Annotated in this window: 14 protein-coding genes and 1 pseudogene; 6 read left to right on the top strand and 9 right to left on the bottom strand. The window is 65.1% G+C overall.

What is annotated here, in order from left to right; all coding sequences use genetic code 11:
* The first annotated feature begins 58 nt into the window (after nt 1–58).
* A complete protein-coding gene (locus ACMGG8_RS22225; protein WP_414158422.1) occupies nt 59–2419 on the top strand; it encodes a DNA polymerase II in 2361 nt (786 codons plus the stop codon).
* 6 nt (nt 2420–2425) lie between these two features.
* Here ACMGG8_RS22225 and ACMGG8_RS22220 read toward each other — a convergent pair whose 3' ends face one another.
* A complete protein-coding gene (locus ACMGG8_RS22220; RefSeq protein WP_060838798.1) occupies nt 2426–2755 on the bottom strand; it encodes a DHCW motif cupin fold protein in 330 nt (109 codons plus the stop codon).
* Nucleotides 2756–2796: 41 nt separating this feature from the next.
* On the bottom strand, nt 2797–3093 hold the full coding sequence (locus ACMGG8_RS22215) for a hypothetical protein (protein ID WP_016968706.1): 297 nt from the start codon (nt 3091–3093) through the stop codon (nt 2797–2799).
* Between the two features lie 281 nt (nt 3094–3374).
* Here ACMGG8_RS22215 and ACMGG8_RS22210 point away from each other — a divergent pair, with 281 nt between their 5' ends.
* Nucleotides 3375–4814 (top strand): serralysin family metalloprotease, encoded by a 1440-nt coding sequence (locus tag ACMGG8_RS22210; protein ID WP_414158421.1) that lies wholly within the window; start codon nt 3375–3377, stop codon nt 4812–4814.
* A gap of 129 nt (nt 4815–4943) precedes the next feature.
* The gene (locus tag ACMGG8_RS22205) at nt 4944–5546 is read left to right on the top strand and encodes an SUKH-3 domain-containing protein (RefSeq protein ID WP_129405577.1); all 603 of its coding nucleotides are present in this window, start codon (nt 4944–4946) and stop codon (nt 5544–5546) included.
* Between the two features lie 154 nt (nt 5547–5700).
* On the opposite strand, the gene ACMGG8_RS22200 is transcribed toward ACMGG8_RS22205, so the two are convergent.
* Nucleotides 5701–6450 (bottom strand): glycine-rich domain-containing protein, encoded by a 750-nt coding sequence (locus ACMGG8_RS22200; protein WP_060843274.1) that lies wholly within the window; start codon nt 6448–6450, stop codon nt 5701–5703.
* Nucleotides 6451–6562: 112 nt separating this feature from the next.
* Here ACMGG8_RS22200 and ACMGG8_RS22195 point away from each other — a divergent pair.
* Nucleotides 6563–6712, top strand: a pseudogene (locus tag ACMGG8_RS22195) (DUF2599 domain-containing protein); the annotation flags it as partial.
* 24 nt (nt 6713–6736) lie between these two features.
* On the opposite strand, the gene ACMGG8_RS22190 reads toward ACMGG8_RS22195, so the two are convergent.
* The gene (locus ACMGG8_RS22190) at nt 6737–8359 is read right to left on the bottom strand and encodes an MFS transporter (RefSeq protein ID WP_060843275.1); all 1623 of its coding nucleotides are present in this window, start codon (nt 8357–8359) and stop codon (nt 6737–6739) included.
* A 276-nt stretch (nt 8360–8635) separates the two neighbouring features.
* A complete protein-coding gene (locus ACMGG8_RS22185) occupies nt 8636–10282 on the bottom strand; it encodes a GMC family oxidoreductase (protein WP_414158420.1) in 1647 nt (548 codons plus the stop codon).
* A gap of 133 nt (nt 10283–10415) precedes the next feature.
* Between ACMGG8_RS22185 and ACMGG8_RS22180 the strand changes: the two genes are divergently transcribed.
* Complete coding sequence (locus ACMGG8_RS22180; protein ID WP_414158419.1) at nt 10416–11309, top strand: LysR family transcriptional regulator; 894 nt, start codon at nt 10416–10418, stop codon at nt 11307–11309.
* Nucleotides 11310–11315: 6 nt separating this feature from the next.
* Here the strand turns inward: ACMGG8_RS22180 and ACMGG8_RS22175 are convergent, their stop codons facing one another.
* Entirely contained in the window at nt 11316–12251 is a 936-nt protein-coding gene (locus tag ACMGG8_RS22175; protein WP_414158418.1) for a phytanoyl-CoA dioxygenase family protein, read from the bottom strand.
* A gap of 118 nt (nt 12252–12369) precedes the next feature.
* The gene (locus ACMGG8_RS22170; RefSeq protein ID WP_414158417.1) at nt 12370–12780 is read right to left on the bottom strand and encodes a hypothetical protein; all 411 of its coding nucleotides are present in this window, start codon (nt 12778–12780) and stop codon (nt 12370–12372) included.
* Nucleotides 12781–13083: 303 nt separating this feature from the next.
* On the opposite strand from ACMGG8_RS22170, the gene ACMGG8_RS22165 reads away from it, so the two are divergent.
* Nucleotides 13084–13458 carry a hypothetical protein gene (locus tag ACMGG8_RS22165; protein WP_414158416.1) on the top strand — a complete coding sequence of 125 codons (375 nt, stop codon included), beginning with the start codon at nt 13084–13086 and terminating at the stop codon, nt 13456–13458.
* Nucleotides 13459–13486: 28 nt separating this feature from the next.
* On the opposite strand, the gene ACMGG8_RS22160 is transcribed toward ACMGG8_RS22165, so the two are convergent.
* Together ACMGG8_RS22160 and ACMGG8_RS22155 are read right to left on the bottom strand one after the other, a co-directional pair.
* Nucleotides 13487–14899, bottom strand: a complete 1413-nt coding sequence (locus ACMGG8_RS22160) for an ATP-binding protein (RefSeq protein WP_129405574.1) — start codon at nt 14897–14899, stop codon at nt 13487–13489.
* The gene (locus ACMGG8_RS22155; protein WP_060838808.1) at nt 14896–15558 is read right to left on the bottom strand and encodes a response regulator; all 663 of its coding nucleotides are present in this window, start codon (nt 15556–15558) and stop codon (nt 14896–14898) included. The genes ACMGG8_RS22160 and ACMGG8_RS22155 overlap by 4 nt, the downstream gene beginning before the upstream one ends.
* Nucleotides 15559–15574: the final 16 nt, after the last annotated feature.

Raw genomic sequence — 15574 nt, 5'->3', positions numbered from 1 at the left:
CTATCGCCACCCGGGACAGGTAGAATCGGCGCCTTGAAACGGCTCTGAGGTTGCAGTGGTGGATGTACAACAAGGCTTCGTCCTGACCCGGCACTGGCGCGATACGCCGGCAGGCACGGAAGTCGAATTCTGGCTGGCCACCGATCAGGGGCCGCGGCGGCTCCGCTTGCCGTTGCAGACTTCCGTAGCCTTTATCCCGGCGGTGCAGCGTCCTCAGGCCGAACGCTTGCTGGCGGACGACCCGGATGTCGAGCTGCGCCCCCTGCAACTGCGGGACTTCCATCAGCGCCCGGTGCTGGGCCTGTACTGCCCGCAACACAATCAGCTGATGCGACTGGACAAGACCCTGCGCCGCGCCGGCGTCGAGGTGTTCGAGGCCGATGTGCGGCCGCCCGAGCGCTACCTGATGGAGCGTTTCATCACCGCGCCGGTGTCTTTCGGCGGCCTGCCAGGGCCCGACGGCCTGTTGCTGGAAGCGCAGATGAAGCCGGCGCCGGACTACCGCCCAACCCTCAAGCTGGTGTCCCTGGACATCGAGACCAGCGAACGCGGCGAGCTCTATTCCATCGCCCTGGAAGGCTGCGGCCAGCGCCAGGTGTACATGCTCGGCAAGGCCCGGGAAGACGACAGCGCGGTGGATTTCGACCTGGAGTTCTGCGCCAGCCGCGAGCAGTTGCTGGAGAAACTCAACCAGTGGCTGGCCGAGCACGACCCGGACGCGATCATTGGCTGGAACCTGGTGCAGTTCGACCTGCGGGTGCTCCACGAGCATGCCCGGCGCCTGGCGGTACCGCTGCGCCTGGGACGTGGCGGCGAGGAAATGCAGTGGCGCGAGCACGGCAGCCGTACCCACTATTTCGCCTCGGCCGCCGGCCGCTTGATCATCGACGGCATCGAGGCGTTGCGTTCGGCGACCTGGAGCTTCCCGTCCTTCAGCCTGGAAAACGTCGCCCAGACGCTGCTGGGGGAGGGCAAGTCGATCGACAACCCCTACCAGCGCATGGACGAAATCAACCGCATGTTCGCCGAGGACAAGCCGGCCCTGGCCCGCTACAACCTCAAGGACTGCGAACTGGTGACGCGGATCTTCGCCAAGACCGAGTTGCTGACCTTCCTGCTGGAGCGGGCCACCGTCACCGGGCTACCCGCCGACCGCAGTGGCGGTTCGGTGGCCGCTTTCACCCACCTGTACATGCCGCTGATGCATCGCCAGGGCTTCGTCGCGCCCAACCTCGGCGAACTGCCGCCCCAGGCCAGCCCCGGCGGCTTTGTCATGGATTCGCGGCCCGGGTTCTACGAGTCGGTGCTGGTGCTGGACTACAAGAGCCTGTACCCGTCGATCATCCGCAGCTTCCTGATCGACCCGGTGGGCCTGGTGGAAGGCCTGCGCCAACCGGACGAGCAGCATTCGGTGGCGGGCTTTCGCGGCGCGCGTTTTTCCCGCACCCGGCATTGCCTGCCCTCGATCGTGACCCGGGTCGCCGAGGGCCGCGAGGTGGCCAAGCGCGAGCACAATGCGCCGCTGTCCCAGGCGTTGAAGATCATCATGAACGCCTTCTACGGGGTGCTGGGTTCCAGCGGTTGTCGCTTCTTCGACCCGCGCCTGGCGTCCTCCATCACCCTGCGCGGCCACGAGATCATGGCCCGCACCCGGCAGTTGATCGAAGCCCAGGGGCATCAGGTGATTTATGGCGATACCGACTCGACCTTCGTCTGGCTCGGCAGCCTGCATGACGAGGAGCAGGCGGCGTCGATCGGCCGTGCCCTGGTGGCCCACGTCAACCAGTGGTGGCGCGAGCACCTGCAGCAAGAGTACGGCCTGGAAAGCGCCCTGGAGTTGCAGTTCGAAACCCACTACAAGCGCTTTCTGATGCCCACCATCCGCGGCGCCGAGGAGGGCAGCAAGAAGCGTTACGCCGGGCTGGTGCAGCGCGCCGATGGCCACCAGGAGATGGTCTACAAGGGCCTGGAAACCGTGCGCACCGACTGGTCGCCCCTGGCCCGGGAATTCCAGCAGGAGCTGTACCGGCGGATCTTCCACCGCCAGCCCTATCAGGACTACGTGCGCGACTACGTGCACCGCACCCTGGCCGGGCAACTGGATGATTTGCTGATTTACCGCAAGCGCCTGCGCCGGCCGCTGGATGACTACGAGCGCAACGTGCCGCCCCATGTCCGCGCCGCGCGCCTGGCCGATGACTACAACCGCGAGCAGGGCCGGCCGTTGCAGTACCAGAACGGCGGCTGGATCAGCTACGTGATCACCCTGGCCGGTCCCGAGCCCCTGGAAAACCGCCGCGCCGCCATCGACTACGAGCACTACCTGACCCGGCAATTGCAACCGGTGGCGGACGCCATCCTGCCCTTTGTCCAGGACGATTTCAGCACCCTGGTGGGTGGCCAGATGGGCCTGTTCTGAAGCGCCTCAATCCACCACGAACAACTTGGCCCCCCGCGCAGTAGATGAGCGGTGCGGCTCGGCGTTGTCCGCCACCTGATAGCTCATGCCCGGGGTCAGCACGAAGCGCCGGCCGTCCTCCAGTTCGGTGTGCAGTTCGCCTTCCAGGCACAGCAGGATGTGGCCCTTGGAGCACCAGTGGTCGGCCAGGTAGCCCGGGGTGTATTCGACCATGCGCACGCGGATCGCGCCGAACTGCCGGGTGCGCCAGAACGCGCTGCCGGTTTCGCCGCGATGCTCGGTGGGTTCGATGGTCGACCAGTCGGTGGTGGCGAAGGGGAGTGCGCTGATGTGCATGTTTGGCTCTTGTGGTTGAGGGAGAAAAGACTAAGGGCGGCTCAATCGTCCACCGCTTCGCACAGGCCACTGGCGCCATGCTTGTCGGTGTACTTCACGGTCACCGAATCGTCGTCTTCGACGCTGATGGCCAGTGTGATTTCAGCGGTCTTGACCTGGAAATGCCGGTCATCCACGGCGCTGTTCTTGACCGCCTTGCCGTTGATGTAAATCGGTCCGCCCTGGTCGGCGCTGACCGCCAGATTGCCCGGGCAGGAGACGTTGAACAGCGGAATGCCTTCGGCGTGGGCAGCGCCGGCGAAGATCATCAAAGTGCCCAGCAGCAGGATTTTGCGCATAGCGGACTCCTCATGGAACAGCGGCGGGGCAGCGCTTGGTGTGAGCATTTTCTGCCTCCGATCGCTGCTTAGCCTATCCGCTGCCGGAGCGGCGCGCGAGTGGAAAATCGACCCCGAGCCAGAGCGCTTTCGGACGATTGTCAGACAAAGAAAATCGTGGACTGGAAGTTGACGATTGTGTCAGTTTTTCTGCGCCTCAACGGGCGAGTGATAGGACGATCTCGCGGGCGGGGTCGTGGCTGTTCTATCGGAAAATTTTTGTCTTGAACAAGGACGTAGCAATGTCGAAGACACTCTCGCAAATCAACGAAAACGCGATCATTCCCGGTGCAGCGGCCAGCAGTGCCTACCTGCAGGTCCAGACCTTCAGCCACCTGTATGACCGCGGTGGCAGCGCGCTGGTGAACGGCAAGCCATCCTTCACCGCCGACCAGGCGGCGGATTCGATCCTGCGCAAGGGCCTGTCCTGGCATGACCAGAATGGCGACGGCAAGATCGACCTGACCTACAGTTTCCTCACTGAAAAGCCGGCCAACTACAACCCGGCCCTGGGCAGCTTCAGCGAGTTCAGCGCCTTGCAGAAGGCCCAGGCGCTGTTGTCCCTGCAGTCCTGGTCGGACGTGGCCAACGTCACCTTCAGCGAGGCCGCCAAGGGTGGCGATGGTCACATGACCTTCGGCAACTACAACGTCAGCACCGGCGGCGCAGCCTTCGCCTACCTGCCGTCCGGCGGCAGCTACGATGGCCAGTCCTGGTACCTGATCAACGACCAGTATCGGGTCAACGAAACCCCGGGCAACGGCAACTACGGTCGTCAGACCCTGACCCACGAGATCGGCCACACCCTGGGCCTGTCCCACCCGGGTGTGTACAACGCCGGCAACGGCAACCCCACCTACAACGATGTCACCTACGCCCAGGACACCCGCGGCTACAGCCTGATGAGCTACTGGAGCGAGGGCAACACCGGGCAGAACTTCAGCAAGGATGGCAGCGGCGCCTATGCTTCGGCACCGTTGCTCGACGATATCGTCGCGGTGCAGAAGCTCTATGGCGCCAACCTTGAAACCCGCGCCGACGACACGGTGTACGGCTTCAACTCCAACACCGGGCGGGATTTCTACAGTGCCCACTCCAATGCCGACAAACTGGTGTTCGCGGTGTGGGACGGCGGCGGCAATGACACCCTGGACTTCTCCGGCTTCAGCCAGAACCAGAAGATCAACCTCAACCAGGGCGGCTTCTCCGACGTTGGCGGCCTGGTGGGCAACGTCTCCATCGCCCACGGCGTGACCGTGGAAAACGCCATCGGCGGCTCGGGCCATGACCTGCTGATCGGCAACGCTGCGGCGAACATCCTCGAAGGCGGTGCCGGCAACGACATCCTCTACGGCGGTGGCGGTGGCGATACGCTGCGGGGCGGGGCAGGGGCCGACACCTTCGTGTTCGGCGCAGCTTCAGATTCGACCTTCGACGCCCCGGACTGGATCATGGATTTCGCCAGTGGCGAGGACAAGATCGACCTCAGCGGCCTGTTTGCCTCCACCGGCGCCACCCTGAACTTCGTCAGCGGCTTCACTGGCCACGCCGGCGATGCGATCCTCACCTACTTTGTCGAAACCAACCAGACCAGCCTGATGATCGACCTGACCGGTCATGGCGCGGTGGACTTCGCCGTGGGCACCGTGGGCCAGGCGGCTGTCACCGACATCATCGCCTGATTGATCGGAAACAGTGGAGCGGCGCGCGATGCGCCGCTTCCACATCACTCTTCCCCTTGTTTTCCCCGGTCCTGGGCAGGTTTGATCGAGGCAGGCATTGGCTGGCCGTCGATAGTCGTGGATGTCGACTTGACGCGCAGAGCAGCTGATAGCCTTCCGGCAGGGGCCGTATACAGGGCTTTTGCGGTTTTCCTGCACTTTGATTATCTTCGCCGCATGAACCTCCTTACTCCGAACATAGAGCCGTTTTTCAGAGATGCCGGGTGGGCCCCTGGCAGGGCCGTTGTGGTTGATAGTCACGTACCCCGCGCACATCCGGCATTTCGCATCCTGCAAGCATTTGGCGAATTGACCGTAGGGCATACCGGCGCGGGGGCGGAGTGTGCCTCTAGTGACATAGAGTTTGGGTGTCCTGCGTGCCCCGATGAACAAGTACATGGCTGGCAAGAAGCGCTGCACACCCACTTTGTTTGCCTGGGTGATGTACATCATGGTCATGCACAGCTCTGGCTGGATAGCCAAGGCCGTTTGTTCTCGAACGGATTGGTCGCGCCCATAATGCTTTTTGTTGGGCATGATTTTGCTCAAGGCGTCGAGGCCCTGCTCAAAGGGTATCGATTACGCCCCATGCTGTTGCCGTCGCAAGAAGAAGTCATGGTATGGGGCGAGCGTTTTCGGACTGGCGATCCGCTTGTTCTAACGCCCGGTTTTTTTCACGCCCGCGCGCTCTGATGTGGGGGCTGGGCATCGCGCCCAGCCCGTGTGCCTGTGTCGGTTTCGCTCAACGCTCAGGCAAGCCTCCTGGTCTGCGCCCGCGCCAGGCAAATCACAGCGCCAGGACATTGCCTCGGCCACCTGGCTGTCGGTGGCGCTGGCCCACGGGTGATCAGTCGCCGCCCCCGCCGCCACAACCGCCGCCCCCGCAACCGCTGCTGTCGCCCCCGCCGCCATCGCTGCCGCCACTGTCCCCGTCGCCGCCGAAACGCGAGCCGTCACTGTCGCTGCCACTGCTGGAGGAGTCGCTGTCGAAGGAACTGCTGTACAGCTCGCTGCCGCAGTGCACCACGGCAGCCGTGGTGGCGTTGTCCGTCAGACGCCGCAGGGACTGGCAGTCAGCGACGTAGTGAAAGCCCCGAGCGATTTTCAGCTTGGCATCCAGGGCGAACAGCAGCGGCAGGCGGCTGGGCTGGGCAGGGTTGATGTTTTCTTCCAGGCAGGCCAGACGCCAGACCCGACGCAGGCCGTTGTCGCTTTTGCGCGCGGCGTCCTGGCCGAGCACCGCGGCGGGAGTGTGATGGAGGAACTGGCCGAAGGCCTTGTCGCAGAACTGCTGATAATCCCGGGTATGCAGGATGAACTCGTGCCACAGGTCGTCCACCACCTGGGATGGCATCGACACGTAGTGCTGGCCGCCCTTGAGGTAGGCCAGGAAGAACTGGCGCAAGCCCTGGGCCACCAGTTGGCAGTCCTTGAGGCTCAGGTGCGGATGCTGGGTGCGCAGCGGTTCGAACAGCCTGGGCGGCAGGGTGAAATTGCGGATATGGGCTTCCCGGCGCAAGGCCCGGAGGGCGTTCTGACGGCGCCACAACATCAGGATCAAGGCCAGGGCCAGCACCGTGGGAAAGATCAACAGCATGTTCGGACTCCGCCGGGAAAAGTGCCGAGACAGTGGCGCAACCCGGGGCTTTATTCAAGCCGCTCTACACCTGTGCCTGTTGCCCAGGGCGCGGGCCGACCGGGGCAGCGACATGCTGGCCCGCCTCAACCCGCTGGACAGCGACACCCGGCAGGATTGCGGCGGCCCGTCGAAGCCCGCATTCCTGTGCTCCGGGGTGCTGTTCCGGGCCGCCTGGCCGTGCACCGACCATCAGTTCCTCAGCATCAGCCCGAAAGCCAGGCCGGCGGCGGAGTTGGCTTGGCCATCAGCCATGGTTGATGTCCACATCGCGGGTTTCCCGCAGGCACAACAACCCCACCACCAGGCTGACCCCGGTAATCAGCACCGGGTACCACAGGCCATAGAAGATATCGCCGGTGTAGACCACCAGGGCAAAGGACACGGTCGGCAGGAAACCACCGAACCAGCCGTTGCCGATGTGGTAGGGCAGGGACATCGAGGTGTAGCGGATCCGCGTCGGAAACAGTTCCACCATCAGCGCCGCCAGCGGCCCGTAGCACATGGCGGCAATCAGGATCAGCGCCACGATCAGCACCACCACCATGGGCTTGTTGACGTTCTGGGTATCGGCCTGCTGCGGATACCCGGCCAGGGTCACCGCGCCGCGCAGGGCCGCTTCGTCGAAGCCGTCGATCTTCACTTCGCCGACGCTGACCTGCACCGGGCTGCCGGCCGGGGCAGCGACGCTGCTGTAGGGCAGGCCCTGTTTCACCAGGAAGGTCTTGACCTTGTCGCAGGGGCTGTCGAAGCGCGCCTTGCCCACCGGGTCGAACTGGAAGGTGCAGGTGGCCGGGTCGGCGCTGACGCTGATCGGCGCCTGGCGGCTGGCCTGGTCGATGGCCGGGTTGGCGTAGTGGGCCAAGGCCTTGAAGATCGGGAAGTACAGCAGCGTGGCCAGCAACAGGCCGAGCATCAGCACCGGCTTGCGGCCGACCTTGTCCGAGAGCCAGCCGAAGAAGATGAACATTGGTGCGCCGATCACCACGCTGATGATCAGCAGGCTGTTGGCCAGGGCCGGGTCCATCTTGAGGAACTGGGTCAGGAAGAACAAAACGTAGAACTGCGCGGCATAGAAGGTCACCGCCTGCCCGGCGTTGATGCTGAACAGGGCGATCAGCACCACCTTGAGGTTCTCCCATTTGCCGAAGGACTCGCGGATCGGTGCCTTGCTGGCGCGGCCTTCCTCCTTCATTTTCAGGAAGGCCGGGGACTCGTGCAGGCTCATGCGGATCCAGGTGGAGATGCCCAGCAGGACGATGGACAGCAGGAACGGCAAGCGCCAGCCCCAGACCTCGAACTGATCGCCAGTGAAGTAACGGCAGGCCAGCACCACCAGCAGCGACAGCAGCAGGCCCAGGGTCGCGGTGGACTGGATCCAGCTGGTGTGCAAGCCGCGCTTGCCCTGGGGCGCGTGTTCGGCGACATAGGTCGCGGCGCCGCCGTACTCACCGCCCAGGGCCAGGCCCTGGAGCATGCGCAGGGCCACCAGGATGATCGGCGCGGCGATGCCGATGCTGGCGTAGTTGGGCAGCAGGCCCACGGCGAAGGTCGCCATGCCCATGAGGACGATGGTGGCGAGGAAGGTGTACTTGCGCCCGATCATGTCCCCCAGGCGCCCGAACACCAGGGCACCGAACGGTCGCACGACGAAGCCGGCGGCGAAGGCCATCAAGGCGAAGATGAACGCCGTGGTGTCATTGACCCCGGCGAAGAACTGCTTGCTGATCACCGCCGCCAGGGCGCCATAGAGAAAGAAGTCGTACCACTCGAACACCGTGCCGAGGGACGAGGCGAAGATGACCTTCTGCCCGCCTTGGGCGGTGGTGTCCTGCAGGGTGGGGGTCAGGGGCTGTACGTGTTCTGACATGGGGGGCTTCCTTACAGTGATTATTGTTGTTGTTCCACTGCCGACGCCGTGACCGGCGCCGTTGTTGCGGGCTTACCGCGCGCGCGTTAAGCCTTCGTTTCCCTGCCGACCGTAGGAGCTGGCTTGCCAGCGAAGCGGCCCCTACCTCGGGTGCAACTGTTACCGCTATTGCGTAGGAGCTGGCTTGCCAGCGAAGAGGCCCTTGAACCAGGTGCCGGCCTTGGAGGCGCCTTCGCCGGCAAGCCAGCTCCTACTCAGGTGCATCTGTTCCTACGGTCATGCCGGGATGGCGGGTTGCTTGTGCTGGACGGTACTCCTGGGGACGCTGGCGAGGATCAGTTCGGCAGCCTTCTCGGCGATCATCAGGGTCGGCGAGCAGGTATTGCCCGAGGTGATGCGCGGCATGATCGATGCATCGGCAATGCGCAGCCCGGGAATGCCGTGCACCCGCAGTTGCGCGTCCACCACGGCGTGGGCGTCGCTGCCCATGCGGCAGGTGCCCACCGGGTGGAAGATGGTGGTGCCGATCCGCGCCGCCGCTTCATGCAGTTGCTCTTCGGTTTGCAGTTGCGGCCCCGGCAGGTATTCGCTGGGCTTGAACGGCTGCAGGGCCGGGGCGCCGACGATGCGCCGGGTCAGGCGGATGGCGTCGGCGGCGATCCGCAGGTCCTCCGGGTGGCTCAGGTAATTGGGCTGGATCAACGGCGCAGCGCCAGCGTCCACCGAGCGGATCTCGACCCGGCCCCGGCTCTGCGGACGCAGGTCGCAGACCGAGGCGGTAAAGGCCGGGAAGCTGTGCAAGGGCTCGCCGAAGCGCTCCAGGGACAGCGGCTGCACGTGGTATTCGAGGTTGGCCCGGGTCTGTTCCGGGCCCGAGCGGGCAAAGGCGCCCAGCTGGCTCGGGGCCATGGACAGCGGGCCGCTGCGGTCATACAGGTAGCGCAGGCCCATGCCCATCTTGCCCCACAGGCTGCCGGCGATCTGGTTCAGGGTGCGGGCGTTTTCCAGCTGGTAGATCAAGCGCAGTTGCAGGTGGTCCTGAAGGTTTTCGCCGACCCCGGGCAGGGCATGGCTGACGCCTACCCCCAAGCGTTGCAGGAGCGGCGCCGGGCCGATGCCCGAGCGCTGCAGGATGCTCGGCGAGCCGATGGCGCCGGCGCAGAGAATGATCTCGCGGCGTGCCTTGAACTGCTCCAGGCGCCCCTGGCAGCTGGCGTGTACCGCCGTGGCGCGGCCGTCCTCGAGGATCAGCCGCTGCACCTCGACCCCGGTCAGCACCACCAGGTTGGGGCGCTGGGCGATCGGCTTGAGAAAGGCCTTGGCGGCGTTCCAGCGCACCCCGGCTTTCTGGTTGACCTGGAAGTAGCCGCAGCCTTCGTTGTCGCCGCCGTTGAAGTCGTCGATGTTGCCGATGCCGCTCTGCTGCGCAGCAGTGCGGAAGGCATCGAGGATCGGCCACGACAGGCGCTGGCGCTCGACCCGCCATTCGCCGGCGGCGCCGTGCAACTCGCTGCCCCCGGCAAAGTGGTTTTCGCTTTTCTTGAACAGCGGCAGCACATCCTGCCAGCTCCAGCCCGGGTTGCCTGCGGCGGCCCAGCCGTCGTAGTCGGCGGCCTGGCCGCGCATGTAGATCATGCCGTTGATCGATGAGCAGCCGCCCAGCACCTTGCCCCGCGGGTAGCTCAAGCTGCGGCCCTGCAGGCCCGGTTCGGCTTCGGTCTTGAAACACCAGTCGGTACGCGGGTTGCCGATGCAGAACAGGTAGCCCACGGGAATGTGGATCCAGGGATAGTTGTCGCGGCCGCCGGCTTCCAGCAGCAGCACCCGGTGCTGGGGATTGGCCGACAGGCGATTGGCCAGCAGACAGCCGGCGGGACCGGCGCCGACCACGATGTAGTCGTAGGCGTCAAAGGCGGGAAGCATCCATGACCTCTTCTTGTTCTGATTCTTGTTGCCTCATCCTAGTTGTTAGCTTTCGTCAAAAGAATGTTAGTTTTTGCCCACCCGCTGTGCGTTTTCTAACAGCCGCCAACCTCGACATCGATAAGGATTTTCCATGTTCGACTGGAACGACCTGCGCTACTTTCTCGAACTGCAACGCAGCGGGCGCCTGCTCACCGCGGCGCGGCGGCTGAACACCACCCACGCCACGGTGGCCCGGCATATCGAGGCGGTGGAGAAGGCCCTGGGCACCGCGCTGTTCGTCCAGCACGCCCAGGGCTATGAACTGACCCCGGCCGGCGAGGCGCTGCTCAAGCACGCCGAGGCCATGGAAAACGTCGCCTTGCTGGTGCAGGAAGAAATCACCCAGTCCAGCGCGCCCCTGGGCAAGATCCGCGTGGGGGTCACCGAAGGCCTGGGGGTGAAGTTTCTCGCCGGGCGCATGTCCGCGCTGTTCGAGCGCTATCCGGGGCTGGAGGTGGAACTGGTGGCGGTGCCGCGCTTTGTCAGCATTCTCAACCGCGAGGCGGAGATCAGCATTCACCTGGAACGCCCCAGCGCCGACATGCTGGTGACCCGCAAGCTCACCGACTACCGCCTGGCGCTGTACGCCAGCCCGAGCTACCTGGACCGCGCGCCGCCGCTGCGCCGCCGCGAAGACCTGGGGCGCCACGCCTGGATCGGCTACGTCGACGACCTGCTGTTCAGCCAGGAGCTGATGTTCCTCAACCAGTTCTGCCGCAATCCGCAAGTGGTGTTCCACAGCACCAGCGTCATCGCCCAGCAAGAGGCGGCCCGTTCCGGCCTGGGGATCGCCGTGCTGCCGTGCTACATGGCCGCCGCCGACCCGCAGCTGGTGCCGCTGTTGCCGGCCGAGAGCATCCAGCGCGCCTACTGGATCAGCACTCGCCGCGAGCTGCACAAGTCGGTGCGGCTGCGGGTGGTCTGGGACTACCTGATGGAGTTGTGCGCGGCCCAACAGCAGGTGTTGCTGGGGCCCCAGTCCTAGCCTGGCTCAGAGAATCGGCCCGCAATGGGCCGAGCTGCGGATCGGCGCCCCGGGCTGGATATCGACGAAACGCGAGCCATAGGACACCGGGTTCAGCGGACCGCCTTCACGACCCATGCCAAGGCCGCCGGCGCTGCGGGTTTCGCCTTCCTGCAGCAGCGGGTCGAGGCGCGCGCGCCAGTCCAGCAGGCGCAGGCTCACCGCCTGGCGCCGTTGCAGGTCGCCGGGCAGCAGGGGGCTGGAGCGGTGCCAGAGGTATTTGCTGAACAGCAGGGCGTCGCCGGGATCGAAGCTGTCTTCGATGCGCTGCTGTTCGAAACTGTCGGTGAGCAGTCCTGGGGTGCAGTAGGTCTGGCGCAGGTGTGCGGAAAAATCCTCGATCGCCTCGCCCCGGGCCAGCTTTTCGGCCAGCAGGCGCGAGAACTGGAAGTTCGCCTGGGCCGAGCACCGCGACAGCGGCACCCAGGCCATGCCGCCACCCTGCTGCTCGGGGCGGATCGGCTGCAACGGCAGCCACAGGCTGAAGGCCGGGTCCTGGGGGCGGATGTAGCGAAAGTTCAGCGAGTCGTAGTGCCAGGCAAAGCCCGAGCGACCGGTCTGCAGCTCGAAGCTCTGGGCTTCGCTGACGATCAGCCGGCAGCCCGTGAGGCGGGTCAGCACCTGGGCGAAGGCCGGTTGCCGGTAGAGGCGTTCGAGGATGCCGATCTGCCCCAGCTGGTGGGTCAGGCGACTGAAACCGTCGCCATGGGCGGGGGCGCTGGTGCGGCAGGGGCGCAGTTGGCTGTCGGCCAGTTCAACCAGGTGCTCGATGGCTGTCGGGGTCAGCAGTTGGCGCAACTTGATGAAGCCGCGCTCTTGAAAGTGCCGCAAGTCGTCCTGCTCCAGACGCAGCGGGTTGACCAGGAGCGGGGTGTTCTCAGACAGGACCGATGGCAGGTTCACGGGGGTCTTCCATTACCGGGGAATGGGCCCTTGAGTATGGACAGCTGGCGCCGGGGCGACAGGCTGGATTCGACCTCGAACAACGTCTTTGCGACATGCACCAGGCTCGCTCGCTGCCTTAGCCGTCAGGCCGGATGTAGCGGTCCTGGGTCTGGATGAACTCATCGAAGGCCCGGGAGTTGTAGACCTCAAGGCAAGCATGCAGCACCACCTTGTCGCGGCTGTATTTGCTGCTCCCCGAGGCCTGCTCATAGGCTTGTGCCACGTAGTCGGTGGTGGCGGTGTAGGGGTTGTGCAGGGTTTCCAGGGTGTCTTCGTTCTGCAGCACGTTGTACAGGCCTATCCCCAGCACGCCGTACATGCCGACGGCGTGGCCGACGTCCTGACGCATGGCCGAGGGTTCCTCGAAGCGCGCGGCCAGGCAGTTGGCCAGGCCGTAGTTCTTCAGGGATTGGCGGGCAGCGTCGACTTCACTGGTGGCCTGGGCCGCGCTGCAGGCAGCGGCCAGTGATAACAGCAATACGCTCATCCTTTTCACCCTTGCCACTCCTCGATCCAGGCATCCGCCAGTGCTGACGGCGGCAGATGGTCGGCGTTGCCACGGCGCTTGTCAACGAGCCGGCCTGCCGTCGATCCCATGCGCCAGGCAGCCCTTGCAGCGCAGGAATCCCAGCTCTCTTTTGCGCCGCTATTGCTCTAGAATGCCGGCGCTTTGAGCGCCGCCGTTGAGGACCATGCCCGACGCTGCTCAAGGCGATTGTCCAGGCCTGCCTGCGCCTGCTGGACCGGCCCCCTCTTGAAGACCCCACGGGTAAAAGGAACGACCCTCTCGATGCAAAAAATCAAACTCATTCTGGGCACCGCACTGGCGGTGTTCCTGGCGTACCAGGCCTACGGCTGGTTCTACTACGGCACGCCATATCAGGGCCGCAACTACAGTCCCGATCAGGCCTTCTACTATCAGAAATACCGCCTGTTCAGCTGGCGCACCTGGATTCCCACCATGACCATGCCCGGTGATGGCGACAGCTCGCGCTACAGCGTTGGCGGCTACCTGCGAGTGTTCAAGGCCGACGGCACGCTGGTGGGGCAGTCCTATGACGGCTGCATTGCGGTGGTGGAAGTGTCCTGGTACGACGATGCGGTAGGCGGCTTCGGCTGCAGCGAGCACTTGATCGCGCTGTCCGCGAAGGCCACGCCGGACTGAGCGTTCAGTCCTGGCGCCCGCCCATGGGCTATGGCTCGCGGCGCGCCGTCCAGGCACTGCCCAGCCGCAGCGGTTGATGGCAGGGAATCGACAAGGTCGCGCGCAGGCCGCCTTGGGGCAGGTTGTCGAGGCTGATCCGGCCGCCCAGGTGGCGGGCGATGACGCTGACGATGGTCAGCCCAAGGCCGGCGCCGTTGACGTTGCCGCGACTGTAGAAACGCTCGAACAAGCGCTCGCGCTGGCTTTCGTCGATGCCCGGGCCCTGGTCCTCGACGCTGAGTTCGAAGTGCTCGCCGACCTGGGCCAGGCGCACGTTGATCACGCCATTGGCCGGCGAAAAGTTCACCGCGTTGCTGATCAGGTTGTTCAGGGCGATATCGATGGAGGCCGCTTCCGCGCGGATCGGGTAAGCGCGTTCGTCCACGTCGAACGACAGTTCCAGGCCCTGGTTCAGCAACCATGGCGTCAACTGCACCAGGCTGTCGCGCACGGTGTGGGCCAGGTCGATGAGCTGTTCGCTGGGCACCTGCGCCTTGGGTTCCAGGCGGGCCATGGTCAGCAGCTGGTTGACCAGGCGCCCGGCGCGGTCGACGCCGAGGATCAGCGATTCCAGGGAGGCCCGGCGCTCCTGCTCGGTGCCGGCTTGCAGCAGGTTCTGCGCGTGCACCCGCAACACCGCCAGGGGCGTGCGCAGCTCATGGGCGGCGTCGGCAATGAAGCGTCGCTCGCGCCCCAGCAGCTCCTGAATCTGCGTCAGCATGCGGTTGAGGGCGGCCTGCATGGGTTCCAGCTCCCTGGGCAGGGGTTCCAGGTGCAAGGGTTCCAGGGAACCGCTGGGGCGCGCCCGCAGGGTCGCGGCCATATTGGCCAGGGGGCGCAGGCCCCAGCCGATGGCCAGCCAGATGATCACGGCCAGCAACAGGCTGCCCAGGACGTTGGGCCACAGGGTGTGGCGCATGATGCGGCTGACCAGGTCGCTGCGCACATCGACCCGCTCGCCGACCCAGATCCGCAGGCCCGAGTCCGGATCGTCCAGGGTGAAGGTGCGCCACTGATGGTCGTTGCCGTCCTGTTCATTGCCGAACCCTGGCGCCAGCGGCTGTAGCGCCAGGACCGGGGCGCTGGTGGTGCGCACCAGCAGGTTGCCTTTGCGGTTCCATACCTGGAAGGCGATCTTGCTTTCGTAAGGGTGACCGTCGACCTGGGGCATGGCCTGGCTCAGGGCCAGGTTGAAGGCGTGATACAGCTGGGCCTGATCGATGCTGCTGCTGGGCATGCGCATGATGCCCAAAAGCAGCCGGGCATGTTGCGCCAGCTGGGCGTCGTAGACTTCGTCGATCTCATGGTTGCTGTCGTGCAGGTTGAAGCTGGTCAGAATCAGCAGGCCGGCGAACAGCAGACCGATGATCAGGGTCAGGGTGCGCTGGCGGATCGAATTCATCGACGCTCCTCCACCAGGTAACCCACCCCGCGAATGGTGCGGATCAGGTCGGCGGAAAACTTCTTGCGCAAGTGGTGGATGTGCACTTCCAGGGTGTTGCTCTCGGCCTCTTCATTCCAGCCGTAGAGCAGTTGCAGCAGGCGGTCGCGGGTCATCACCCGGCCCGGCGGCGAGAGCAGTTCGTAGAGCAGCTGGTATTCCTTGGGCGTCAGGGCCACCGGCTCGCCGTGGTAATGCACCTGCTGGGTGCCCGGATCGAGGCTGATGCCGGCATGCTCGATCAGCACCCGGGCGCGGCCGGCGCTGCGTCGCAGCAGGGCCCGCAGCCGGGCCTTGAGTTCGTCCAGGTCGAAGGGCTTGATCAAGTAGTCGTCGGCGCCGGCGTCGAGGCCGGCGATGCGATCCTCGGTGGCATCCCGGGCGGTGAGAATCAGCACCGGCAGGGTCGAGCCGCTGTCGCGCAGGCGCTTGAGCACTTGCAGGCCGTCCAGGCGCGGCAGGCCCAGATCGAGCAGGGCCAGGTCGAAGGTTTCGCTGAGCAGCGCATGCAGCGCGCTGTTGCCGTCCCTGAGCCAGTCCACGGTGTAGCCTTCGCGGGTCAAGGCCTGGTGGATACCTTCGCCCAGGGGCTGGTCATCCTCGATCAGTAGTAAGCGCACATCGACTCCTGTCCTG

Origin of the sequence: Pseudomonas sp. BNK-45, from assembly GCF_047456255.1 — a bacterium.
Taxonomy (GTDB): Bacteria; Pseudomonadota; Gammaproteobacteria; order Pseudomonadales; family Pseudomonadaceae; genus Aquipseudomonas.
Note: the sequence above shows the minus strand (reverse complement) of the source record. Positions and strands in the feature narration are given on the sequence as shown.

Bases quoted from the DNA above. Each gene is read 5' to 3' on its own strand.
- ACMGG8_RS22220 (WP_060838798.1), bottom strand. From the start codon at position 2,755: ATGCACATCAGCGCACTCCCCTTCGCCACCACCGACTGGTCGACCATC.
- ACMGG8_RS22215 (WP_016968706.1), bottom strand. From the start codon at position 3,093: ATGCGCAAAATCCTGCTGCTGGGCACTTTGATGATCTTCGCCGGCGCT.
- ACMGG8_RS22210 (WP_414158421.1), top strand. From the start codon at position 3,375: ATGTCGAAGACACTCTCGCAAATCAACGAAAACGCGATCATTCCCGGT.
- ACMGG8_RS22200 (WP_060843274.1), bottom strand. From the start codon at position 6,450: ATGCTGTTGATCTTTCCCACGGTGCTGGCCCTGGCCTTGATCCTGATG.
- ACMGG8_RS22190 (WP_060843275.1), bottom strand. From the start codon at position 8,359: ATGTCAGAACACGTACAGCCCCTGACCCCCACCCTGCAGGACACCACC.
- ACMGG8_RS22185 (WP_414158420.1), bottom strand. From the start codon at position 10,282: ATGCTTCCCGCCTTTGACGCCTACGACTACATCGTGGTCGGCGCCGGT.
- ACMGG8_RS22180 (WP_414158419.1), top strand. From the start codon at position 10,416: ATGTTCGACTGGAACGACCTGCGCTACTTTCTCGAACTGCAACGCAGC.
- ACMGG8_RS22170 (WP_414158417.1), bottom strand. From the start codon at position 12,780: ATGAGCGTATTGCTGTTATCACTGGCCGCTGCCTGCAGCGCGGCCCAG.
- ACMGG8_RS22165 (WP_414158416.1), top strand. From the start codon at position 13,084: ATGCAAAAAATCAAACTCATTCTGGGCACCGCACTGGCGGTGTTCCTG.
- ACMGG8_RS22160 (WP_129405574.1), bottom strand. From the start codon at position 14,899: ATGAATTCGATCCGCCAGCGCACCCTGACCCTGATCATCGGTCTGCTG.